Genomic DNA, 14,750 nt, shown 5'->3' with positions numbered 1-14,750 from the left:
AGGGGAGAGAAGGATTATGACGGTGTTATATAAGAAAAAAGTACACGCATATGTGACAAGAGAAAAAGAAGGAGTTATGCAACTGCTTGTTTTTAAACATCGTGATATACCTGAAGCTGGTATACAAGTACCAGGGGGAACAGTTGACGAAGGGGAAACGTTAGAAGCAGCAATTTTACGTGAAGTACAGGAAGAGTCTGGATTACGTCATTTATGCATAGAAAGATTCCTAGCCGATTACATCATACTTGTGAAAGAGAAAAAGGAATATCAAAAGCGGCATTTTTTCCACGTAACTTTACTAACAGATGTAAAAGATGATTGGGAACATATTGTAAGTGCTGGTGAGGAAGATCAAGGATTAGTATTTTGCTACGAATGGATGGATATTGCAAAATGCCCTGCATTAGCTGGGAAACAAGGTGAGTTTTTACATTTGTTAGATGAGGTATATGTAAAGTAATAAAAGAGTCTGAAGCGGAAATTTAATCGTTTCAGACTTTTTTATTTTTCAGGAAATAAAAGGTTTTTACATTGGTAAGTTGAATTCTTTGAAAGGGATTGTAGTTGTATATGCGAGGAGCGGAGAAAATGAAAAAGTAATAGATACACGTTATCAATAAAAGCTTTTAAAGAAGGAGAATGAAGATGGAGATTCAGTTCAATGCTCGATTACAAAAAGAATTAACAATTCATGATATACAAGTAGCGATGGAAGCTGGGCAATTAACTTCAAAAGAATTAGTTATGTATTATCTTCATAGAATCGCGAAATATGATCAAGAAGGGCCAAAAATCAATTCTATTTTAGAAATCAATCCAGACGCTATTTTTATTGCAGAAGCGCTAGATTATGAAAGAAAGACAAAAGGTGGACGGGGACCATTACATGGTATACCTGTTTTACTTAAGGACAATATTGAAACGAATGACTCTATGCATACAAGTGCAGGTACGATTGCCCTGGAACAAAATATAAGTAGTGAAGATGCATTTCTCGTTACGAAACTTCGAGAAGCAGGAGCAGTAATAATAGGAAAAACAAATATGACAGAATTAGCAAATGCAATGTCTTTTGACATGTGGGCTGGATATAGTGCAAGAGGTGGACAAACAATCAATCCATATGGGACGGGCGAGGATGATATGTTTGTTGGTGGCTCTAGTACGGGGGCTGCGATTGCAGTTGCTGCTAACTTTACAGTAGTATCTGTTGGAACGGAAACGGATGCTTCTATTTTAAGCCCGGCTGTTCAAAATTCTGTAGTCGGTATTAAACCGACTGTTGGTCTAATTAGTCGTAGAGGCATTATTCCGTTCACGTATTCGCAAGATACAGCTGGTCCATTTGCTAGAACGGTTACAGACGCTGCTATTTTGCTAGGGAGTTTAACTGGGGTAGACGAGAAGGATGTAGCTACTCATAAAAGTGAAGGTATAGCAGAACATGATTATACAAAATATCTTGATGTTAACGGTTTACATGGAGCAAAGATTGGTGTATATAGCAATGCACCAAAAGATTATTATGAAACTGGTGAATATGATGAAAAATTGTTTAAGGAAACGATTGAAGTATTGCGTAGTGAGGGAGCAACAGTAGTAGAAAATATTGATATTCCGTCTTTTCATAGAGAATGGAGCTGGGGAGTATCGCTCTATGAATTAAAGCATAGTTTAGATAACTATCTTTCTAAATTACCTTCTACTATGCCAGTACATTCTATTTCAGAGTTAATGGCGTTTAATGAAAACATAGCTGAAAGAGCTTTAAAATATGGACAAACTAAGTTAGAAAGAAGAAAAGATTTTCCTAATACGTTAAGAAATCCAGAATATTTAAATGCAAGATTAGCAGATATATATTTTTCACAAGAACAAGGTATTGATTTTGCACTGAAAAAATATGATCTTGATGCGATTCTATTCCCTTCCTATATCGGCTCGACTATATGTGCGAAAGCAGGTTATCCGTCTATAGCGATACCTGCGGGATATATGGATAACGGAAGATCGTTTGGAATTACTCTTGCAAGCACTGCTTTTTCTGAGGGGACCTTGATTAAACTAGCATACGCTTTTGAACAAGCGACAAAGCATCGGAAAATCCCTAACTTATCATGAATAAAATAAATAGGACAGGAATTCCTGTCCTATTTATTTTATTCATTAAAGTGAAATATCTTTTTTCTCTGTTTTATCATATTTTAATAAGTTAAATGATAAACAAGCAGAGCACAATATAAGGATAGAAGCGAGAATATAAATAGTACGAACACCGAACAGGTCGGTAATAATGCCAACGCTAAGCATAGAAAGACCAGAAGCTGTTGAAAGAAGTGCGCCGTGTGCTGTATACATTTTGGATAATAAAGAAGGAGCGACGCTGGATTGTAAAACCGTCGTTTGAGAAATATCTCTAATTTGATAACATGGCCCCATTAGAACGCATAGAAAAAGCGCAATAAACCCGCTACTTGTCATACCATATAAAAATGTAAGAATACTAAACATAAGAGAGCCTATCGCCATGGAGCGTATTAAATTGTTTTGAATGTATGTACTCATTTTCCACGCTAATATCCCGCCAATTAACGTCCCCGCATAATAACTTGTGTTAATATATCCCCACCATTCTTCTCCTTTATGAAGGACAGTTGTTACATAAGCCATCGTAATAGCGCCGATCCATATCGTCCCTGCGAAAGTCTCAATTAAGTCCATACATGTAACGGTACGGAGAGAGGGGTTCTGAAATAAGAGTTTCCAACCTTCCAGTAAAGCAGCGCCTTTTGAAGAAGAAGGTTCAATTACTCGTTCAGTATGTATGGAACGTAATGAAACGTGTAGTGCAACACACCCAAAAATCATCAAAATGTTATTCATCATGAGTGTAGAAGTAGCACCGATAAGAAGAACTATAACACTTGTAAATGAATAAGCAGCGGCTTGCGCAATTTGTGTGGAAAAGGAAAAAATACTATTTACTTTTACTAATTGTTCTTTTCGTGTAAGGCGAGGAAGGATACCGTATAATAACGGTGCGCTCCAGCCGCTACATAAAGAAATGAAAAAAATGAAAATGAATAGTGTTACAACGTTTGAGGAAAGGGCTGGGAATAATATCATTAATAAAAATAATAGAACAGTTTTTGTCCATTGTAGTGTGAAAAGTAAGGAATAAGATGAAAAACGATTCATGATAAGTGGTGCAGATGTATTTGCTATAAGATTAGTTATGACTTGTACTAATGGAAAAAGCGCGGTTAATGTAGCTGATTTCGTTGTGGTATACATATGAGTTGTAATAATCATGATGTATACGATGTCAGCGAGAGTAATGCATATTTTAGAGCCTAAATAGTAAATTAGTGAACGATTTTGCAATAAGTACACAACCTTCCTGAGGAAAAACATTCAAATAGTTAGAATAATTATAATTTGAAAGTTGGAATTGTGAAAGAATTTAATTTTTTGTCATTTTTTGAAAGGAAATGTCATGTATAATGAAGAATATATTAATATAGTATTTTATTGATACTTTTTATAACAGTGAATATGTACAATAGCTTGTAGTAAATGCCCCGGTATAAGAAAGGGCGGATAAACCATTCTTTTCTTCATATACATATAGAAAATGAGAAAGAAAGCGAGGGTTGCATATGGCTGCTTGGGTAATTTGGTTTATAATAGCTGGTATTTTATTTATTGCGGAACTGTTGTCGATTACGTTTTATATGCTTTGGCTTGGAATTGGAGCTGTTGTCGGAGGTCTAATTGCTTTGTTTGCCCCTGAAGCACTACTGTTACAAGTTGTTGCTGGTGCGATTGTAAGTTTAACATTGACTTTCTTTACGAAAAGAATTTCAAAAAACTTTCGAGAAGCAAAAGGTTTTACTGATACAGTAGATTTGCTTGTCGGTAAAAAAGGCATTGTTATGCAAGCGATTACAAATGAAGCGAATGGTATTGTGAAGGTGGATGGAGATACTTGGACAGCTATTGCAGATGATCCAATTGATGTTGGAGAAAAAGTTATTGTTATAAAGAGGAATAGTACTATATTACAAGTTAAAAAGGAGAGTGAATAAATATGGCAGTAGCATTAACATTAACGATTATTTTAGCACTAATTGTTGTTACATTTATCGCGTTAACAATTAAAATTATTCCACAGCAAAAAGTTGGAGTCGTTGAAAGATTTGGTAAGTTTCAACGTGTTATGCAGCCAGGATTAAATTTATTAATCCCGATTGTAGATCGAGTTCGTGTATATCATGACTTACGTATTCAACAAACGAATGTACCACCGCAAAAGGTAATTACGAAAGATAATGTACAAGTAGAGATTGATACAATTATTTTCTATCAAATTGTGGAACCGGAACTTGCGACATATGGTATTTCAAACTATGAATATGGTGTTCGTAACATTACTTCTGCAACGATGCGTCAAATCATTGGTAATATGGAACTGGATGAAACGTTATCAGGTCGTGAAAAAATTTCAACAGAAATTCGCTTAGCACTTGATGAAGCAACAGAAAAATGGGGCGTTCGTATTGAACGTGTTGAAGTTGTTGATATTAATCCGCCGAAAGATGTGCAAGCATCAATGGAAAAACAAATGAAAGCAGAGCGTAATAAACGTGCAATCATATTAGAAGCGGAAGCCGCAAAACAAGATAAAGTCCTTCGTGCTGAAGGGGAAAAGCAAAGTAAAATTTTAATGGCTGAAGGGGATAAAGAAGCACGTATTCGAGAAGCTGAAGGTATAAAAGAAGCAAAAGAATTAGAAGCGCAAGGGGAAGCAAGAGCGATCGAGGAAATCGCAAAAGCAGAACAAAACCGAATTGAATTACTTCGTGAAGCGAATTTAGATGAACGTATACTTGCTTATAAATCATTTGAATCATTGATTGAGGTTGCGAAAGGGCCAGCAAATAAAGTCTTTATTCCATCTAATGCAATTGAGACGCTTGGTACTCTCGGGGCCATTGGAGAAATCTTTAAAGAAAAACAAGCGAAGAAATTGCCTTCTTCAGATACACAAAAAGAACAATAAGAGTGAAAAAGAGAAATGGGATGCCATTTCTCTTTTTATTTTTGAGTAGGATAAAAAATATTAGTCCTTTGCCATTATGGATAGGGCTTTTTTGTTTGTCACTTTTTAAAGAATTATAAGTTTAGAGTGTTTGGAAATGTTAAGTGGAATAACACGTTTACTAGACGGTTAAAAAACTGTCAAAGTAATATATTTTTGTTAAATAAAATTTAAAATATGATATAATGGAATTTTGTGGATATTAAACAAGGGAGTGGGAAACAAGTGCAAATATTATTAATACGCCACGGAGAATCAGAAGCTGATATCTTAAACGTACATGAAGGACGAGCTGACTTTGAATTAACAGAAAAAGGAAGACAGCAAGTGCAAAGGCTTGTACAGAAAGTGAAAGTAGATTTTCCACCAGATTTTATTTGGGCAAGTACATTAAAGCGTGCTCGTGAAACTGGTGAAACGTTAGCTGAAGGAATTGGATGCCCAATTCAACTAGAAGAGGAATTAATGGAGTTTAATAACGGAGTGCAAGCAGGCTTATCTTTTGAAGAAGCAAAGAAATATCCAGAGCCAAAGTTTCTTCATGACCGTTTTGAAAATGGGGAATCATTTATTGAATTTAGAATGAGAATAGAAGGAATCTTTTCTAAAATCGTGACAGAGAATACGTATGAACGGATAGCAATCGTTGCACACGGTGGTGTAATAAATAGTCTATTACGTGCGTTTTTCAAAATGCCCATTTCAATGGACTATTATTTTAAAATGGGAGATACGGGAATAAGCTTAATTGAAATTGATGGCGAACAAAAAACGGTACATTTCATTAATGATACGAATCATTTGGACGGGATGTAAAGACCCGTGTACAAAGTAGTGTTTTTTGATGTTGACGGTACGCTTTTAAGTGAGATTGATAGAAGTATGCACAAAAGTACAAAAGAAGCGATACAAAGATTAATAGATAAAGGAATTCACGTAGTTGTTACAACAGGGAGACCATATAGCTTATGTTCGCAATTTAAAGAGCTGGGCATACATACAATTATTTCTGCAAATGGTGCACATATTAAGTGTGGGGAAACAGTTCTACATAAATCGGTACTTTCAAGTGAAATCGTTCATGATATCTCAGAGTTTGCAGAATTACATGGTCACGGCGTTTCTTATTTTACTGAGGATTTTACAATGAACGGAATAGCCTCAGATAATGAGCGTGTAATGCAAGCACTTAGCGAGACGTTAAATTTAGGGGAGTACCCTGAAAAAAGCAAGGATTTGTCTGAAGAGATCTATTGTTTATGTTTGTATGCGGATGAAATAGAATCTCAAAAATTTATTGAAAAATACCCAATGCTTACATTCGACCGTTTTCATGGTTATGTCATAAATGTATTGGAAGATAATAAAGTATCGAAGCTCACCGCAATTCAAAAAGTATTGGATCACTTAAACATTTGTAAATCAGAAGCAATTGCTTTTGGTGACGGTGGAAACGATATTGAGATGTTGCAATATGTAGGATTAGGAATTGCGATGGGGAATGGCGGAGAAGTACTAAAAACAAAAGCTGATTTCGTTACAAAGAAGGCGAGTGAAGGTGGTATTTTATTTGCTTTAGAGAAGTTTCATGTCGTCTAACATACCTTTATTGGAATAAAGGTATGTTAGGATCTTTAATGTGCTCGCGCAATAAAATATGAATTTGCCCACGATGATGATAAAAGTGTGCAACAATTTCAAGCAACCATTCAAAACGGGAATAAGAAATACCCCAATAAGCAGTCTTAATTTCCGCTAATTCTTCATTGGAATAGGATAAAAAAGTTTTAGAAAGTACATCGTAGCCCTGTAGCATCGTTTTTTGCATTTGCGTAATTGTTTCGGGTGTTTGTTCTTTATAGAAAGTGTGTAGTTGTTTTTCAGTACTACCATTTAAAATGAGTAAATCCGCATGGCAAATCAGAGAAAGGTGTGCACACATTTCAAATAAAGCTCGCTTCGAGTGAATTGGTTGTATTTTTAAACTATCTTCATTATATTGGTTAAGCATTTGAATAGAAGTATCAACAGCAACTTGTAGTTGATGCAATGCAGATTGTACAAACATTGTAATTCTCCTCTTCTCCGTATATAATAGTTTCTTAAGGGTATTATATCATACTCAAAATTCCGAAAATTCTAGTAGTTTGACTAGCATATTGAAAAGTATTATATTGTAAAAGGTCATATGAAACGTGAAATAGAATGGAATGCAATTATTGAGTTAGGAGTTAGACCAATGAGTTTGAAATATGGAAGAGATACAATTATTGAAGTTGACTTAAATGCAGTAAAACATAATGTAAAAGAATTTAAAAAGCGTGTGAATGATGAAAATATTGCAATGATGGCTGCTGTAAAAGCAAATGGGTATGGTCACGGGGCGGTTGAAGTTGCGAAAGCTGCTATTGAAGTAGGAATAGATCAGCTTGCAGTTGCATTTGTAGATGAAGCGATAGAGTTAAGAGAAGCAGGAATTAACGTGCCGATTTTAATTTTAGGTTATACATCAGTAGCAGCTGCGGAAGAGGCAATTCAATATGACGTTATGATGACTGTTTATAGAAGTGAAGATTTACAAGGTATAAATGAAATCGCAAACCGTCTTCAAAAGAAAGCGCAAATTCAAGTGAAAATTGATACAGGAATGAGTCGTATCGGTTTACAAGAAGAAGAGGTTAAACCATTTTTAGAAGAATTAAACCGTATGGAGTATGTAGAGGTAGTAGGAATGTTTACACATTACTCTACGGCAGATGAAATTGATAAATCATATACGAATATGCAAACAAGTTTATTTGAGAAAGCTGTCAATGCAGCAAAAGAATTAGGAATTCATATTCCATATATTCATAGTTCAAATAGTGCAGGTTCAATGGAGCTTAGCAATACATTTCAAAATATGGTTCGTGTAGGTATTGGAATATATGGAATGTATCCTTCAAAAGAGGTAGATCATGCAGTCGTTTCTTTACAGCCTGCGTTGTCATTAAAATCAAAAGTAGCTCATATTAAACATGCGAAGAAGAATCGCGGTGTAAGTTATGGGAATACGTATGTAACGACTGGTGAAGAATGGATTGCAACTGTACCGATTGGCTATGCTGATGGATATAATCGTCAGTTATCTAATAAAGGGCATGCATTAATAAATGGAGTTCGAGTACCTGTTATTGGCCGTGTTTGTATGGATCAACTTATGTTAGACGTTTCAAAAGCAATGCCAGTACAAGTTGGGGATGAAGTAGTATTCTACGGTAAACAAGGTGAAGAAGAAATTGCGGTAGAAGAAGTAGCGGATATGTTAGGTACAATTAACTATGAAGTTACTTGTATGTTAGACAGAAGAATCCCGCGAGTGTATAAAGAAAATAATGAAACGGCTGCTGTCGTAAATATACTAAGAAAGAACTGAATCGTTATGATTCAGTTTTTTTATTTTTGACAAATGAAAAATGTTCTGTTTGTACCGTGTAATTGAATGTTCTTAAAACCTACAGATTCCAATGAAGAAATTATTTCTTCATTGGAATAACAAGCTTCCTCAAAAGAAAAGTCACTTCTTTTCCAATTATTATCTATGTTATGTTGAAATAGTATAAAGTTCATTTCTGCTTTTTTATTTTCTTTATCATATGTAGAATCAATTGTACATACATATTCTTCCGCTGAAATATGAAATGAAGCAATCCAATTTTCAAGAAAACATTTCTCCATATTCATATCAAATACGAATGTACCTTCGCTATGTAATACGGAGTAAACATTATGAAAAACATTTTTTAATTCATCTAATTTTAAAATATGGTTTAAGCTATCGCCAGTAGAGATAACATAGTGAAATTGCTCATTTATATTGAAATAACGAGCATCATCGACGATAAAGGTTGCGTCTGGCGCGTTTTGACGTGCGTATTCAATCATTTGAGCAGAACCATCTATACCAGTTACTAAAAAAGTATTATCAATTAATTTCTTAGTAAGGTGACCAGTCCCGCAGCAAAGATCTAAAATATGAGAATGTGGTGGTGCATATTGTAAAACGAGTTTTTCCAAAAGTAGATAGGAGTGTTCAGCATAATGCCCCCAATGTTTATTATAAATGGATGCGAAAATATCATAATCAGAATAAATTAGTTTTTTACACATATGTATTCACCTCAAGATTCATTACATTATAATAGTCATGCTTCTTTTTCATTTCAAAACCACATTGTGTATATAGTTTTAAAGCGTGGTTATTTTTCGTTTCGACGTCTAATTCAATTGTTGAAATTCCTTTTGTAATAAGGGTATGTACCATATAACTAAGAATATCTTTTCCGTATCCTTTACCTTGATAAGAAGGATGAACGGCGAATCCTGATAGTGTAGTAGATTGTTCTTGCTCAGAAACTGTAATCGTTCCTATCACTTTTTCGTCGATAAGAGCACAGTAAACTTGATAGGAAGGGGAATTCATCATTCTTTGTAACCATGTAGCGGTATTTTTTGCTGAATCTCCAAAAGCTTTACTGGAAATTTCAATAAGATCAAGAAGTGACCCTGAAGATGCAAGAGTAAGCTGTATAGAATTCTTTGTTGTTTTTTGAACTTCTTTAGCTTTGAACTCCATACTATATTCACTATATAAATAAGGTAACTTCATATGTCTTGCAAATTCTTTCCCAGAAGCAGAATCCCCATTCATAATAAGAAGAGCTTCATCTGCCGCTCTTATTCGTATTTCTTTCATTGCGGTTTGTAAAAGAGTAGTGCCTATATGTTGTTTCCTATAGTTCGGATGAACAAACCCTATTAACTCCAGTTTTGTCGGTCTTTCAAAATCATACATACTTAATGCACCGATTAATTGAGTATTATCATAAAATAGGAAATCATATACCTCTTCATTATTGCGAGCAGTTAAAAAGTTTATATGTAAATCTGATGAGTAATCAATTTGATCGTGTTGCCCACAAATATGAGCTAAATCTTTCATTTGCTGAATTTCGTTTGCTATTAAAGATTTCTTTTGTTCAATATTCATTTCATAACCCCTCTCATTCGTATTTAAAAATAGGATGGATGACTAAGCCACTTTTTTAACTCCACACTGCCCTGAACAGATAATAACCGATACAAATATCGATAGGGAGGTCTACATTCTGCAAGATGAGGAAGGGGCATAATGGTTTCGTAACCTTGTTTAAAAGCATGTGCCTCTTTTTCTGTAAACACATATTCTAAGCCGATAAAATCAAACTCCCGGGGAGCAACGGCATAGGCTTCTGTATCTACTAATCCCGTAATAGTTGTACCATCTGATAAAAACTGAGTAGGGTCCATATCAATTAAAACGAGCGTTGATTCCTTTGGTGCTGGTAAGGAAGAAAGTTGTGATTCAAAAGTAGGAAATGCATTTTGTATGCTTTCATTATCGGAATAAAACATATTCACAAGCTCTTTACTCACATTTAAAATGTGTGATTGGAATTCATCTAGTGTAATTTGGAAGGAACCTGACACATTTCCTATGTAATCGGCTTTAAATGTATGTATTTCTGCAAGCCCTTTTCCTAGACTGAATAAAATAGAATCTGGTTGCCCGATAAAAGATTGAACTGTGTTACCTACTAACTTTTCGGCTACAACGAATTCACGGCCATTTAAAATATGTTTTTCTAATATTGTTGGGATAGGAAGATTAGTATGTTCTTGCAGCAATGTATGTACAGCTTTTAAATGATGTACGTTCCTTGGATCAATTCCAAATAGGTTTTTACATCCCCACCAAAAATCATAATTTGGCTCTTCATTCATTTTAGAAGAACGAACGATGACTTCTGCATCTTCTGTTCGGACGAGAAACACATCGCTTGCATGGTCTTCATAACCTGGGTGTAAAGCTTGAATAGATAAAATAGGTGAAGTGAATAGTTGTTGTAGCATGAAGTTACCTCTTTTTCTGTAAATTCTATAAATTCATTATATAACAGAATATGTTCCAAGTGGATAATGATGAGGACAACTTAGAACTTAAATAAATTTATAGTGAGAAATCAGTGTGGAAATTATATTTTTCTACTTTTGTATGAATTATCAAAATAATATTTCTGATGATAAATCTGTAAAAATGCCTGAATGTAACTCCCGTATTTTTCAATAAATGAAAGGTTAAGCATACTTTTATAAGAGTTATAATGTAGGTTATGAAAAATATTTCTCAATAATAAAATGAAGTGAAAAATATGAAGAAGTAGAATAGATTCCTTTATAATAGTTTTAAATTAATTAATATAATTAACTATTAATATTGTTAGATAGGAGAGAATATGATGGCAAATGTACTCGTAATAAATTTTCCCGGAGAAGGTCATATAAATCCGACTTTAGCTATTGTAAGTGAGTTAATTCGGCGAGGGGAGACAGTTGTTTCGTATTGTATTGGAGATTATAGAAAGAAGATTGAAGCAACAGGTGCAGAATTCCGAGTGTTTGAGAATTTCCTCTCTCAAATTAATATTATGGAACGAGTAAATGAAGGTGGGAGTCCTTTGACGATGCTATCTCATATGATTGAAGCATCAGAGCGTATTGTGACTCAAATTGTAGAAGAAACAAAAGGGGAAAAGTACGATTACTTGCTATACGATAATCATTTTCCCGTAGGACGTATTATAGCCAATATTTTAAAATTACCTAGCGTTTCTTCTTGTACAACATTTGCTTTTAATCAGTACATTAATTTTAATGATGAACAAAAATCAAGACAAGTAGATGAAACGAATCCGTTATATCAATCTTGTTTAGCGGGAATGGAAAAATGGAATAGGCAGTATAGAATGAAATGTAATAGTATGTATGATATTATGAATCATCCTGGTGATATTACTATTGTATATACTTCAAAAGAATACCAGCCGCGTTCAGATGTATTCGATGAATCGTATAAGTTTGTCGGCCCATCAATTGCTACTCGAAAAGAAGTAGACAGCTTTTCTATGGAAGATTTAAAAGATGAAAAATTGATTTTCATTTCTATGGGAACAGTTTTTAATGAACAACCTGAACTATATGAAAAATGTTTTGAAGCGTTTAAAGATGTAGAAGCGACAGTCGTATTAGTTGTTGGTAAGAAGATAAATTTAAATCAATTTGAAAACATTCCGAATAACTTTAAGTTGTATAATTACGTACCGCAATTAGAAATATTACAGCATGCTGATGTATTCGTGACACACGGTGGTATGAATAGTTCGAGTGAAGCACTATATTACGGTGTCCCGTTAGTTGTAATTCCGGTAACAGGAGATCAGCCTTTAGTTGCGCAACGAGTGAGTGAAGTAGGGGCTGGAATAAGGATTAATCGTAAAGAATTAAGTTCTGAATTGTTACGTGAGACTGTAGAAAAAGTAATGGATGATGTGACATTTAAAGAAAATAGTCGTAAAGTTGGTGAGTCCCTTAGAAATGCTGGTGGGTATAATAGGGCAGTTGATGAAATATTAAAAATGAAAATGAATTCATACTTAAAACTTAAATAAATGTTTGGAGCACACTTACTGTAATACGTAAGTGTGTTTCTGTAAATAAATTACATAAAAAATCACTGTAAAGGTGAAACTTTTGTGTATATAAACTCATATCTTTGAATTAGTAGTAAAATTACGTTAAAATAATACTAAGAAAATATATAAGTTTTGGGGGTAATGAATGAAAAGAGTATTTGAATACGTATTATTAACAATTGGATCGATTATTGTAGCGGGTTCATTAGAGCTTATTTTAGCACCTAATGGCTTAGTAGATGGTGGGGTAACGGCCATTGCTATTATGGCAAATAAAGTTGCTGGATTACCGCTTTACGGAGTGTTTTTAGGACTTAATATTCCTATCCTGCTATTTACCGCAAAAGTAATGGGGAAGAAGTTCTTCATCCGTACATCTTATGCAAATGTAGTTACAACACTTGGATTAATCTATTTAAAACCATTTCCGGCGATTACAACTTCTGAATTATTAATTGTACTTTATGGTGGCGTACTGTTTGGAATAGGCGTTGGGATTGTTGTTAAAATGGGTGGCGCAATAGATGGATCAGAAATGTTAGCGGTTTGGATGAACAAACACTTTAAAGTACCGATTAGTACATTTTTACTTGCTGTAAATGCAGTTATTTTCACATTTGTAGCGATTTTATTTTCAATCGAACAAGCGATGTTCTCATTAGCAATTTTCTATATTGTTACGAAGATGATTGATTTCATATTAGATGGTATTAACCAAGGAAAGAGCGTCATGATTATTTCTGGTAAAAATAAAGAAATAGGCGATCTGCTTATGAAAGAATTGCAATTATCCGTTACGTATCTACATGGAGAAGGTGGTTTTTTAGGAGAACATAAGAGAATCATTTATTGTATTACAAACCGTTTCATTTATCCAAAAATGAAAGATCTCGTTCTCTCTGTAGATCCAACTGCTATCATTGAAGCTTCCTATTCAACAGAAACAACTGGTGTTAAGCGGCCAGGAAGGGCAGCGAGAACAGAAAAATAGTGAATGAAAATAGCTCCACGTAAGTATAACTTACGTGGAGCTATTCTTATTTAGGGAACCAGGCCTTTCTCAGTAATTGAACTACAGTTTCGATACGATCCTCTGGAATACTGCCAAAACCGAGCAATACATACGACTCATCCATTACATTATGAACAGAATCGTATGTGGAGAGAGGGTATAACTTAATACGTTCTTTTGCGGCTGCATGAATAAGTTCTTGTTCATTCATCCCGTTATGAACGTGAAGTACAATATGAAGTCCGGATTGTTCACCGAGTATATGGACGTTATTTCCCATCTCGTTTGTAATAGATTTAATTAAAGAAATATGTTTTCTTTTATATAACGTCCGACTTCGGTTAATATGACGTTCCCAATCACCATTTTGAATAAAGGTGGCAAAGGTAAGTTGCTGCAGCGTAGAAACAGTTTGTTTAAACATACCACCAAGCTCTTCATAGGCTCTTAACAGATGAGGTGGTAAAACAATATATCCAATTCGTAAAGAAGGTAAAAAAGATTTCGAGAAAGTTCCCATATAAATAACACGTTCATTTGCATCTAGTCCTTGTAAAGAAGGAATAGGTTTTCCTATATAACGGAATTCCCCGTCGTAATCATCTTCAATAATATAGCCCTTACAATCATTCGCCCATTTTAATAACTCGAGTCTTCTAGATAATGGCATAATGATTCCAAGTGGAAATTGGTGAGATGGAGTGACATACGCTACATTGCAACCCGATTCACGTAAAGCGGAAATATGAATTCCTTTATCATCTAAAGGGATGGGGTGAACGGTAAGACCAGAACTTTGAATCATAGCAGGAATACGGTGAAATCCAGGGTTTTCGATTCCGAATTCCTTTTTTGAACCAAGTAGTTGAAGTAGTAGCCAAAGAAGAGGCTGCGTACCTGCTCCAATAATAATTTGATCAGGTGAAGAATGTACCCCGCGAGCATGATATAAATACTTTGAAATATGTTCTCGTAGAACGAGCTCACCTTGTGGATCTTCCTTAGCAAATAATTCATTTTCATACTGAAATAAAGTTTCGTGTATTGCTCTTTTCCAGTTTGTTATCGGAAAAGCTTTTTGATC

15 protein-coding genes are annotated in these 14,750 nt (G+C 34.5%); 9 read left to right on the top strand and 6 right to left on the bottom strand.

What is annotated here, in order from left to right; translation table 11 throughout:
* Positions 1 to 16: 16 nt before the first annotated feature.
* Together JDS99_RS25350 and JDS99_RS25345 are read left to right on the top strand one after the other, a co-directional pair.
* Entirely contained in the window at positions 17 to 463 is a 447-nt protein-coding gene (locus JDS99_RS25350; protein WP_048543093.1) for an NUDIX hydrolase, read from the top strand.
* 185 nt (positions 464 to 648) lie between these two features.
* On the top strand, positions 649 to 2,124 hold the full coding sequence (locus JDS99_RS25345) for an amidase family protein (protein ID WP_199695936.1): 1,476 nt from the start codon (positions 649 to 651) through the stop codon (positions 2,122 to 2,124).
* 45 nt (positions 2,125 to 2,169) lie between these two features.
* On the opposite strand, the gene JDS99_RS25340 is transcribed toward JDS99_RS25345, so the two are convergent.
* On the bottom strand, positions 2,170 to 3,387 hold the full coding sequence (locus JDS99_RS25340; RefSeq protein ID WP_199695935.1) for an MFS transporter: 1,218 nt from the start codon (positions 3,385 to 3,387) through the stop codon (positions 2,170 to 2,172).
* A 275-nt stretch (positions 3,388 to 3,662) separates the two neighbouring features.
* Here JDS99_RS25340 and JDS99_RS25335 point away from each other — a divergent pair, with 275 nt between their 5' ends.
* From JDS99_RS25335 to JDS99_RS25320, 4 genes are all read left to right on the top strand, one after another.
* The gene (locus JDS99_RS25335; protein WP_087982739.1) at positions 3,663 to 4,091 is read left to right on the top strand and encodes an NfeD family protein; all 429 of its coding nucleotides are present in this window, start codon (positions 3,663 to 3,665) and stop codon (positions 4,089 to 4,091) included.
* A 2-nt stretch (positions 4,092 to 4,093) separates the two neighbouring features.
* Positions 4,094 to 5,065 (top strand): SPFH domain-containing protein, encoded by a 972-nt coding sequence (locus JDS99_RS25330; protein ID WP_046954938.1) that lies wholly within the window; start codon positions 4,094 to 4,096, stop codon positions 5,063 to 5,065.
* 264 nt (positions 5,066 to 5,329) lie between these two features.
* Positions 5,330 to 5,920, top strand: coding sequence for a histidine phosphatase family protein (locus JDS99_RS25325; RefSeq protein ID WP_199695934.1), 591 nt, complete (start codon positions 5,330 to 5,332; stop codon positions 5,918 to 5,920).
* A gap of 6 nt (positions 5,921 to 5,926) precedes the next feature.
* Positions 5,927 to 6,703: a Cof-type HAD-IIB family hydrolase gene (locus JDS99_RS25320; RefSeq protein ID WP_199695933.1), complete on the top strand. Its 777-nt coding sequence runs from the start codon at positions 5,927 to 5,929 to the stop codon at positions 6,701 to 6,703.
* A 7-nt stretch (positions 6,704 to 6,710) separates the two neighbouring features.
* Here JDS99_RS25320 and JDS99_RS25315 read toward each other — a convergent pair whose 3' ends face one another.
* Complete coding sequence (locus JDS99_RS25315; protein ID WP_199695932.1) at positions 6,711 to 7,172, bottom strand: DinB family protein; 462 nt, start codon at positions 7,170 to 7,172, stop codon at positions 6,711 to 6,713.
* 171 nt (positions 7,173 to 7,343) lie between these two features.
* Here JDS99_RS25315 and alr point away from each other — a divergent pair, with 171 nt between their 5' ends.
* Complete coding sequence (gene alr / locus JDS99_RS25310) at positions 7,344 to 8,519, top strand: alanine racemase (protein WP_033662679.1); 1,176 nt, start codon at positions 7,344 to 7,346, stop codon at positions 8,517 to 8,519.
* 20 nt (positions 8,520 to 8,539) lie between these two features.
* Here alr and JDS99_RS25305 read toward each other — a convergent pair whose 3' ends face one another.
* Genes JDS99_RS25305 through JDS99_RS25295 form a run of 3 tightly spaced genes read right to left on the bottom strand, consistent with a single transcriptional unit; the run spans position 8,540 to position 11,035 of the window.
* The gene (locus JDS99_RS25305) at positions 8,540 to 9,253 is read right to left on the bottom strand and encodes a class I SAM-dependent methyltransferase (RefSeq protein ID WP_199695931.1); all 714 of its coding nucleotides are present in this window, start codon (positions 9,251 to 9,253) and stop codon (positions 8,540 to 8,542) included.
* Positions 9,246 to 10,133, bottom strand: coding sequence for a GNAT family N-acetyltransferase (locus JDS99_RS25300; RefSeq protein ID WP_199695930.1), 888 nt, complete (start codon positions 10,131 to 10,133; stop codon positions 9,246 to 9,248). The genes JDS99_RS25305 and JDS99_RS25300 overlap by 8 nt, the downstream gene beginning before the upstream one ends.
* Before the next feature lie 23 nt (positions 10,134 to 10,156).
* Positions 10,157 to 11,035, bottom strand: coding sequence for a protein kinase family protein (locus JDS99_RS25295; RefSeq protein ID WP_199695929.1), 879 nt, complete (start codon positions 11,033 to 11,035; stop codon positions 10,157 to 10,159).
* A gap of 386 nt (positions 11,036 to 11,421) precedes the next feature.
* Between JDS99_RS25295 and JDS99_RS25290 the strand changes: the two genes are divergently transcribed.
* Both JDS99_RS25290 and JDS99_RS25285 read left to right on the top strand, forming a co-directional pair.
* The gene (locus tag JDS99_RS25290) at positions 11,422 to 12,630 is read left to right on the top strand and encodes a macrolide family glycosyltransferase (RefSeq protein WP_199695928.1); all 1,209 of its coding nucleotides are present in this window, start codon (positions 11,422 to 11,424) and stop codon (positions 12,628 to 12,630) included.
* Between the two features lie 169 nt (positions 12,631 to 12,799).
* Entirely contained in the window at positions 12,800 to 13,645 is an 846-nt protein-coding gene (locus tag JDS99_RS25285) for a YitT family protein (protein ID WP_097889434.1), read from the top strand.
* A gap of 46 nt (positions 13,646 to 13,691) precedes the next feature.
* Here JDS99_RS25285 and pdxR read toward each other — a convergent pair.
* Positions 13,692 to 14,750 (bottom strand): MocR-like pyridoxine biosynthesis transcription factor PdxR (gene pdxR, locus JDS99_RS25280; protein ID WP_199695927.1); only part of this gene is annotated, 1,059 nt, incomplete at its 5' end.

This window comes from Bacillus cereus group sp. N6 (assembly GCF_016483705.1).
GTDB lineage: Bacteria > Bacillota > Bacilli > Bacillales > Bacillaceae_G > Bacillus_A > Bacillus_A wiedmannii.
Note: the sequence above shows the minus strand (reverse complement) of the source record. Positions and strands in the feature narration are given on the sequence as shown.

Coding starts and splice junctions, on each gene's coding strand:
- JDS99_RS25350 (WP_048543093.1), top strand. CDS start 17: ATGACGGTGTTATATAAGAAAAAAGTACACGCATATGTGACAAGAGAA.
- JDS99_RS25345 (WP_199695936.1), top strand. CDS start 649: ATGGAGATTCAGTTCAATGCTCGATTACAAAAAGAATTAACAATTCAT.
- JDS99_RS25335 (WP_087982739.1), top strand. CDS start 3,663: ATGGCTGCTTGGGTAATTTGGTTTATAATAGCTGGTATTTTATTTATT.
- JDS99_RS25330 (WP_046954938.1), top strand. CDS start 4,094: ATGGCAGTAGCATTAACATTAACGATTATTTTAGCACTAATTGTTGTT.
- JDS99_RS25315 (WP_199695932.1), bottom strand. CDS start 7,172: ATGTTTGTACAATCTGCATTGCATCAACTACAAGTTGCTGTTGATACT.
- alr (WP_033662679.1), top strand. CDS start 7,344: ATGAGTTTGAAATATGGAAGAGATACAATTATTGAAGTTGACTTAAAT.
- JDS99_RS25305 (WP_199695931.1), bottom strand. CDS start 9,253: ATGTGTAAAAAACTAATTTATTCTGATTATGATATTTTCGCATCCATT.
- JDS99_RS25300 (WP_199695930.1), bottom strand. CDS start 10,133: ATGAATATTGAACAAAAGAAATCTTTAATAGCAAACGAAATTCAGCAA.
- JDS99_RS25295 (WP_199695929.1), bottom strand. CDS start 11,035: ATGCTACAACAACTATTCACTTCACCTATTTTATCTATTCAAGCTTTA.
- JDS99_RS25290 (WP_199695928.1), top strand. CDS start 11,422: ATGGCAAATGTACTCGTAATAAATTTTCCCGGAGAAGGTCATATAAAT.
- JDS99_RS25285 (WP_097889434.1), top strand. CDS start 12,800: ATGAAAAGAGTATTTGAATACGTATTATTAACAATTGGATCGATTATT.